The following is a 7,195-nucleotide window of genomic DNA, read 5'->3' as shown; positions in this document are numbered from 1 at the left end:
CTCATTGGAGATATACAAGGGTGCGTATCAAGCACCAATAAGATTTTCTATTTAAAAGGTGCGTGGTACGCACCCTACCATACGACTTATAAGGTTGAGAGCAGGGTAAATTATGACAAAACATTTTGAGCATTCACATGGATTTATTACAACATTTATTTTTGATCGCCATATTGATATTGGTGTCAAGTTTTTTTTCAATTTCTGAGATTGCCCTAGCAGGGGCAAGAAAATTGAAATTAAAACTCATCTCCGAAGGGGGCGACACTCGTGCCGACAAAATCATGCACTTGCAAGAAAATTCGGCGGACTTTTTTGCGACAAGCCAAATCGGTCTAAATGCGGTTGCTATCCTTGGTGGTTCGGTGGGAGAAGGGGCGTTACGTCCTTATTTTGCCCAGTTTATCGGACAGTTTTATCAAGGGCAATGGACAGAGAGTATCGCCTTTTTTACGAGCTTTGCGGTGGTAACGCTTATCTTTATCCTATATGCTGATTTGATTCCCAAACGCATTGCGATGATAAACCCCGAAAAGGTCGCCCTAGCGGTCATCAATCCCATGTTGGTGGTCATCAAGGTGGTCAAACCGCTTGTGTGGATTATCAACGGCATTGCCAATACCACATTTCGCCTGTTCAAAATCAATACCGTGCGAGAAGAGAGTATTACCTTTGATGACGTCTCCGCCATTATGGACGCAGGGGCAGAAGCAGGTGTGGTGCTGCAACAAGAACAGCATTTTATTGAAAATGTCTTTGAGCTAGAAGAGCGTACCGTACCGTCATCGATGACCGTGCGTGAAGACGTGGTGTATTTTACGCTGGGCGAGTCCGAAGAGTCCATGCGACAAAAGATAGCCGAGTTTCCGTATTCCAAATTTTTGGTGTGTAATGAGACCATTGACCAAGTCATCGGCTATGTGGACACCAAAGACATTTTGGTAAGGCTACTCAACAACCAATCGTTTGTACAGCTTAATGAATCTACCATTCGTAACGTGCTGATTATCCCTGATACGCTCACTTTGTCCGAACTTTTGGATAAATTTCGTGCCAGTAAAGAAAAATTTGCGGTCGTCATCAACGAATATGCGTGGGTGGTCGGGGTCATCACATTGTCCGACATCATGATGACGGTCATGGGAGACTGGGGGTCGCCCATTGAAGAAGAACAGCAGATTATCCGCCGTGATGAAAACTCATGGCTCATTGACGGTAGCACGCCGATTGATGATGTCAAGCACGCCCTTGATGTGGTGGAGTTTGAAGATTGGGATCACTATGAGACGTTGGCGGGCTTTATCATGTATCGCTTGCGGAAGATTCCACGCCCTGCCGATTTTGTCGTGCATGAAAATCTAAAATTTGAAGTGGTGGACATTGACCATTATAAGATTGACCAAGTGCTGGTAACTCGTCTGCCAAGCGATACCGAAGAAGTGGCGGATAGGGGCTGGATGTAGGGTGATATGCATTTTTAAAGATGTTTAAACATATGTTAAAGGGCGGAATAATTCGCCCTTTTTTATGCAAAAATTTTTATGCAAAAATGCCAAATCATCACTGCACCAACCATGCTATAATATTTATTTCACACCCAACCGACTTAGATTATGACCCTATCTGACATCTTGCACCATCGCCGTGCCGTGCGTGAGTACCTACCCACGCCGATTGACCCCAACATCGTCAAGGATTGCCTAGCCCTTGCCACGCTTGCCCCGACCAGCTCTAACATGCAACTGTACGAGTGCTATCACATCACCGATAAAGCCACACTTGCCACACTCGCCAAAGCCTGCCTATCCCAAAGCTCTGCCACGACCGCCGACCAAATGGTGGTGTTCGTGATACGCCCTGATTTGCACAGACAGCGTGCCACATCGGTGTTTGCCTTTGAGCGCGAAAATGTGCGTACATATAGCCCTGCTCACAAGGTGGACAGACGTATTAAGAAGTTTGACCATTATTATAATCGGCTCATGCCCCTGCTCTATACCCAAGATGTGCCACTGGTGGGGACGGCAAGAAAGGGCGTGGCGTGTGCCATCTCAAAGGTTCGCCCCATGCAAAAGGACGTCTCAAAAGATGACATTCGTATCGTCATGCACAAAAGTTGTGGGCTGGTCGCTCAGACGTTCATGCTTGCCATGAGCGAGCGTGGGCTTGATACTTGCCCTATGGAAGGCTTTGATGGGGCGATGATAAAGACCCTGCTTAGACTGCCTGCCACTGCCGAGATTAACATGGTGGTGTCGTGCGGTGTGCGTAGCGAGCAGGGCGTATGGGGCGAGCGGTTTCGTGTGCCGTTTGATGAAGTGTATCGGCAGATTTAGTCATAAAAGGCGGATAGTGTTATCCGCCAAATCTCATCACTCCCCATGCTTATCTTCAAATGCCTGATGTTCGGCTTGATATAACTTGCCCAGTCGCTCTTGGGTGGGTTTGTCAAGCAGTTTTCTGGCTTCTTTGAAAAACTCATTTTCTTCTTCTTTTAAATGGTGCAAGGTTTCATCAATAAGCTCTTGTGCCGCCTTAAAAAACCGCTCGTCCCCTGTTCGTCCATCGGACAGCACCGCCATCATCTCGTCCATCTCATGATGCTCGGCAATGGCGTGGCGAGAGAGTTCTAACCCATCATCAAACGCCATCACAGGCACATACAGATGACGCTCTTCGGCGGCGGCGTGGGCTTCTAGCTCGTTTTTTAGGGGAATAAAGGCACTTTCGGCTTTGGGGCGGTCTTGTTGGCTGATGGCACGTTGAAAATCTTGGCACAGTTTACGCTGAATGTCGTGATGATGAATGAGTGTGCTAAAAATGTCTGACTGGCTCATGGCTTGTCGCTCCTTGTGGTTGGTGTGTTGGTTGTTTTAGTTGGTTTTAAAGTCCAATTTGAAAATTAAATGCTAATGTCAAAAAGGCATGAGTTGCCCCATGCCTTTAATCCATCTATTAATACACAAAATCCTTAATATCACGAATGACAAAGTGGTTCGGCTGACCTTGTGCGGGGATAGCCCCGATGACCGTTGCTCCTTTGACCTTTTTAAAGCGGTCAATTTTCTCTTGGGTTAGGTCGGCAGGATTGGCACGCCCGATATACACCTTGTCATCAGCGGTGTGAAAGTAGAGCATGGCGTATTCTTTGCCTTGTACTGTCTTACGCTCGGTGGTGAAATTGGTGATGTTGGTTAATATGGTTGGCTTTTTGAGTTCGCCAACGGCTTGGGATAGGGCATTGTTAAATGCCCCCTGCAAGCCGCCAAGCTCAGAGACGTCAATATTGACCGTTTGTCCGCCTTGCGTGGTGCTATATACGTTGGGCGTTGCGTTGTTGGTGCCAGTGGTGCTCACACAAGCACTTAGGGCAAAGGTAGTTAGAGCTAACAAAGATAAGGCTTTGATTTTCATGGTATTTTCCTAATAAAGGGCGTGTAGCATAAACACGATTATCATAACAAAATAACCCGCCCTTGACAACGCAAGCCCGCCCATCTGTACAAAACAGCGACATTTTAAAATAAGTAATTACAAAAAAAACCGCCCCATAAAGAGCGGTTTGGAATGGCATGACGCCCAATTATTTGCGTTTTTTACCACCTTGTACGGCTTTAAAACGGGGGTTGGATTTGCAAATGACAAAGGTGCGACCACGACGGCGAACCACTTGGCAATCTTCGTGGCGGTTTTTGGCGGATTTTAGTGATGATAATACTTGCATGACACTCTCCTGTCAGAGCTGGGATAAATAACTAAGATAAATAAAATGTTATAATATATCAAAAATAAGCAAAAAACAAGAGTATTGAGAATAATTTTTGTAAATTATTCGTGTAAAAGGGGGGGGGTTAAATGGTAAATTAAGATGACTGTAACACCGCAACCATATTTTTTAATAGGGTAATTTGTTCGTCCTTTTGGGCGAGTAGTTCATCTTTGTGGGTAAGGGCTAATTTTAATTTCTCATTTTCCAAAATCAGGGCGTTGTCGCTATGATAATAGTTGGAGCTGTGCTGGCTGTTTTCACTAATTAAGCAAATGCTTTGGCGTTCATCACTAAACAAATCAATCATACCAATCCCAAACACCGCCGTAATCTGTTCAATCTATCAAGGCTTGGGCGACTCTCGCCACGCTCTATCTTGGCATAGCCGTTTTTGGACAGTCCAAGCTGTTCTGCCATGTATTCTTGCGACCACTGTTTTTGCTCTCTAAATTTACGAATGTTGTCATGTAATGGCATGGCTTACTTGTCCTGTGTGTATCCCTAAAAGTGGGTTTTTGGTGTTACTTAGGGTTGGTTGTGTAATATTAGGGATAGATTATAATACTAAGGCATTTTTTCTGTTTTGACAAGTCAAAAGTGGTTAAAGTGCATAAATCGTCTACTTAGCCAAGGATATGTCATGATACCTGTTACCGCTTTGCCAGTTTTACAAACCGTTGCTACCGCCACCACTGCCGAACAAATCATCAAACATTTGCCGATTGTCCAAGAATATTTATCACAACCCCCTGTCGAATGGAGCGAATCTGACAAAGAGTTGCTAACGGCGGTTTCGGCTAATTTTCAAAAACTCATCTTGGGTGTGGGTGATAAGTTTCATAAAGAAGCCATTGAATTTTCAAAATTATCTCATCAACATCAAATGGAGTTTATCGCTCAATTTGATTTGAATAAATTAGAATCTGCCGACATAGGTAAGGTGATTGAGACTAAAATTACCACAGAAGGCAAAACATCTATATTTGCCTTGCTAACGAAAGGATTGGTGGCAATAGTGGGGATATTTGCGGTGGTTGATGCTGTCCAAAGTCAGCAAAAACACAATTATAATCTTAAACGCCCCAGAAGTTACAAAGAAAAGCTATGGGGCGATGATAAATAAAATCTTGATAACAAGTGTTTTATCTTAGTGCTTTTTTGACTATAATGATAGATAATTAAATCATCTTGCTCTAACTTGATGATTTAAACCCAACTTAGCCATACCACGGAGAAAATGATGAAATTAGCCTATCTACTGCCTGCTATCTTGTTGTTAGCCAGTACCGCCCATGCAGAGAGCCTAAACAGCCTAGTAAATAAACAAGCCAATAAAACAGTACACGCCATAAATCAAGAAGAGATAGAGTATAATGGTGAAGATGCCTATACGTACGCATTGTCGCAAAAAGACATTATTTATGCTGACATCAATAAAGATGGCAAAAAAGATGCGATAGTCTCGCTGTATTATTGTGAAGAGCTAAACTGTCATAATACCACGGGCAGTTTTGAAGTGGCGACATTTTTGGCAACGGGCAAAAACCAGTATAAAAAAGGCGATGTGTATTTGGTAGGATTATCAGGCAATGTTAAAGTGGTCAATGGCATTATCCATGTTACAGAAGTATCTTATGCCGATAGCGACCCGAGCTGTTGCCCGTCAAAAAAGAGAACAGTTAAACTAAAATCAAACAACCAAGGCAAATTGGTTAAAGTGAAATAATTCTGCCAGGTCTATCTATAAAAAGCCCTGTTCTAAGACAGGGCTTTTGGATTTTTAAACCCAACGCCTAAATACCAAACTGCCATTTGTCCCACCAAAGCCAAAGCTGTTAGAGATGGCATAATCCACGCCACTGACCTCTCTTGCCGTGTGGGGAATGTAGTCTAGCGTACAAGCAGGGTCTGGGTTGTCTAGGTTGATGGTGGGAGGTAGAGTTTGGTGCTGTAAGGCAAGCACGGTAAAGATGGCTTCTACCGCCCCTGCTGCCCCAAGCAAATGCCCTGTCATGGACTTGGTGGAGCTGACTAGAATATCCTTGCCAAACAGGCTCTCGATGGCACTGCTCTCCGCCACGTCCCCTGCGGGCGTGCTTGTGCCGTGGGCGTTGATATAGCCGACCTTATCCGCATTGATACCGCCGTCTGCTAGGGCGTTTATCATTGCACGTTTTGCCCCGTTGCCGTCTGTTGGTGGGGCGGTAATGTGGCTTGCGTCATCACTCATGCCAAAGCCGACCACTTCTGCCAAAATCGTTGCCCCACGAGCCTTGGCATGAGCGAGGCTTTCTAGTACCAGTGCCCCTGCACCGTCCCCAAGCACAAAGCCGTCTCTGTCCTTATCAAAGGGGCGAGAGGCTCGGATGGGTTCATCGTTGCGAGTGGATAGGGCGTGCATCGCCCCAAAGCCCGACAGTCCAAGCGGTGTGCTTGCCTTCTCGCTACCGCCCACCAACACCGCGTCCAAGTCGCCATAGGCGATGAGCCTTGCCCCAAGCCCGATGGCGTGCGTGGACGTGGTGCAAGCGGTCGATGTGGCAAGGTTCGCCCCTTTTAGGTTATGGCGAATGGCGATGAGTCCTGCAGGCATATTGACGATGGAACCTGGGATAATAAAGGGCGAGACTTTTTTTGCTCCATGTTCACGCAAGGTATCACGGCTGTTCTCAATGGTTTGTACACCGCCAATCCCTGACCCCATGACCACGCCAAACCGCTCGCTGTCCACATTGATAGGCAGACTGTCGCCTTTGATATCATCAATCAGCCCAGCATGATACAAGGCTTGGGCGGACGCAACTTGGGCGTAGTGCATAAATTCATCAAATCGGCGAATCTCTTTTGGGTTCAAAAATTCTTTGGCATGAAAATCCTTAACCAATCCTGCAATGCGAGAGCGAAATTCACTCATCTCACAGCCATCAAAATCAGGTATGGCACGAATACCGCTCACGCCATTTGTCAAGTTTGCCCAAATGGTGTCCAAATCATTGCCCACAGGGGTAATCGCCCCCATGCCCGTGATGACGACACGTTCGTGGTCGGGGCGTGCGTGGTGTGGGGTTTTGGCAGGGCGTGCAAATGAAGTCATGGCATTTTCCTAAAAATTTTGTTACAAATTGGCTTAGGGCGTGTTGAATATTGGTATTTGCAATGAAAAATAGGAAAAATCGCCCGTTTTTCAAGGAAAAAACGTAGGCTGATAGTCATTCTATCAGACAAGTTTTTGACGATGAAAAACAAGATTTAGCCATTTTTCATGCAAAAATTGATAAAAGCGTTAAATTTTCATCTTATTTTTATAAGAATGTTATCAATGTTCAGCACGCCCTATTCTAACACGTTTTTACAAAATTTAAAGTTTACATTTGTATGTTTTTAAAAATTGATAAAAAAGGGCGAAAATTGAACCGCACCCCAAAA

General features: G+C 45.1%; 10 protein-coding genes. 4 read left to right on the top strand and 6 right to left on the bottom strand.

Annotation, left to right across the window (positions count from 1 at the left end; genetic code table 11):
- Positions 1-137 precede the first annotated feature (137 nt).
- Positions 138-1,463 (top strand): polyamine export protein PaeA, encoded by a 1,326-nt coding sequence (locus B5J94_RS10050; RefSeq protein ID WP_062500465.1) that lies wholly within the window; start codon positions 138-140, stop codon positions 1,461-1,463.
- Between the two features lie 150 nt (positions 1,464-1,613).
- Positions 1,614-2,336 (top strand): nitroreductase family protein, encoded by a 723-nt coding sequence (locus B5J94_RS10045; protein WP_062500463.1) that lies wholly within the window; start codon positions 1,614-1,616, stop codon positions 2,334-2,336.
- A gap of 36 nt (positions 2,337-2,372) precedes the next feature.
- On the opposite strand, the gene B5J94_RS10040 is transcribed toward B5J94_RS10045, so the two are convergent.
- The 5 genes from B5J94_RS10040 to B5J94_RS14530 form a co-directional block, all read right to left on the bottom strand.
- Positions 2,373-2,837, bottom strand: coding sequence for a hemerythrin domain-containing protein (locus B5J94_RS10040; protein WP_062500460.1), 465 nt, complete (start codon positions 2,835-2,837; stop codon positions 2,373-2,375).
- 118 nt (positions 2,838-2,955) lie between these two features.
- On the bottom strand, positions 2,956-3,414 hold the full coding sequence (locus B5J94_RS10035; RefSeq protein ID WP_062500457.1) for a hypothetical protein: 459 nt from the start codon (positions 3,412-3,414) through the stop codon (positions 2,956-2,958).
- Between the two features lie 169 nt (positions 3,415-3,583).
- Complete coding sequence (gene ykgO / locus B5J94_RS10030; protein WP_062500454.1) at positions 3,584-3,724, bottom strand: type B 50S ribosomal protein L36; 141 nt, start codon at positions 3,722-3,724, stop codon at positions 3,584-3,586.
- Between the two features lie 139 nt (positions 3,725-3,863).
- Complete coding sequence (locus B5J94_RS14535) at positions 3,864-4,076, bottom strand: hypothetical protein (protein ID WP_211271079.1); 213 nt, start codon at positions 4,074-4,076, stop codon at positions 3,864-3,866.
- On the bottom strand, positions 4,073-4,246 hold the full coding sequence (locus B5J94_RS14530; protein ID WP_211271078.1) for a helix-turn-helix domain-containing protein: 174 nt from the start codon (positions 4,244-4,246) through the stop codon (positions 4,073-4,075). The genes B5J94_RS14535 and B5J94_RS14530 overlap by 4 nt, the downstream gene beginning before the upstream one ends.
- Before the next feature lie 163 nt (positions 4,247-4,409).
- Between B5J94_RS14530 and B5J94_RS10020 the strand changes: the two genes are divergently transcribed.
- A complete protein-coding gene (locus B5J94_RS10020; RefSeq protein ID WP_062500452.1) occupies positions 4,410-4,892 on the top strand; it encodes a hypothetical protein in 483 nt (160 codons plus the stop codon).
- A gap of 117 nt (positions 4,893-5,009) precedes the next feature.
- Complete coding sequence (locus tag B5J94_RS10015; protein ID WP_062500449.1) at positions 5,010-5,495, top strand: hypothetical protein; 486 nt, start codon at positions 5,010-5,012, stop codon at positions 5,493-5,495.
- 54 nt (positions 5,496-5,549) lie between these two features.
- Here B5J94_RS10015 and fabF read toward each other — a convergent pair whose 3' ends face one another.
- On the bottom strand, positions 5,550-6,863 hold the full coding sequence (gene fabF / locus B5J94_RS10010) for a beta-ketoacyl-ACP synthase II (protein WP_062500446.1): 1,314 nt from the start codon (positions 6,861-6,863) through the stop codon (positions 5,550-5,552).
- Between the last annotated feature and the right edge of the window lie 332 nt (positions 6,864-7,195).

This window comes from Moraxella lacunata (assembly GCF_002027545.1).
Classification (GTDB): domain Bacteria; phylum Pseudomonadota; class Gammaproteobacteria; order Pseudomonadales; family Moraxellaceae; genus Moraxella; species Moraxella lacunata.
Note: the sequence above shows the minus strand (reverse complement) of the source record. Positions and strands in the feature narration are given on the sequence as shown.

Excerpts from the sequence above, each read along its gene's own strand:
- B5J94_RS10020 (WP_062500452.1), top strand. The coding sequence starts at position 4,410 with ATGATACCTGTTACCGCTTTGCCAGTTTTACAAACCGTTGCTACCGCC.
- B5J94_RS10050 (WP_062500465.1), top strand. The coding sequence starts at position 138 with ATGGATTTATTACAACATTTATTTTTGATCGCCATATTGATATTGGTG.
- B5J94_RS10045 (WP_062500463.1), top strand. The coding sequence starts at position 1,614 with ATGACCCTATCTGACATCTTGCACCATCGCCGTGCCGTGCGTGAGTAC.
- ykgO (WP_062500454.1), bottom strand. The coding sequence starts at position 3,724 with ATGCAAGTATTATCATCACTAAAATCCGCCAAAAACCGCCACGAAGAT.
- B5J94_RS10035 (WP_062500457.1), bottom strand. The coding sequence starts at position 3,414 with ATGAAAATCAAAGCCTTATCTTTGTTAGCTCTAACTACCTTTGCCCTA.
- B5J94_RS14535 (WP_211271079.1), bottom strand. The coding sequence starts at position 4,076 with ATGATTGATTTGTTTAGTGATGAACGCCAAAGCATTTGCTTAATTAGT.
- fabF (WP_062500446.1), bottom strand. The coding sequence starts at position 6,863 with ATGACTTCATTTGCACGCCCTGCCAAAACCCCACACCACGCACGCCCC.
- B5J94_RS10040 (WP_062500460.1), bottom strand. The coding sequence starts at position 2,837 with ATGAGCCAGTCAGACATTTTTAGCACACTCATTCATCATCACGACATT.
- B5J94_RS10015 (WP_062500449.1), top strand. The coding sequence starts at position 5,010 with ATGAAATTAGCCTATCTACTGCCTGCTATCTTGTTGTTAGCCAGTACC.
- B5J94_RS14530 (WP_211271078.1), bottom strand. The coding sequence starts at position 4,246 with ATGCCATTACATGACAACATTCGTAAATTTAGAGAGCAAAAACAGTGG.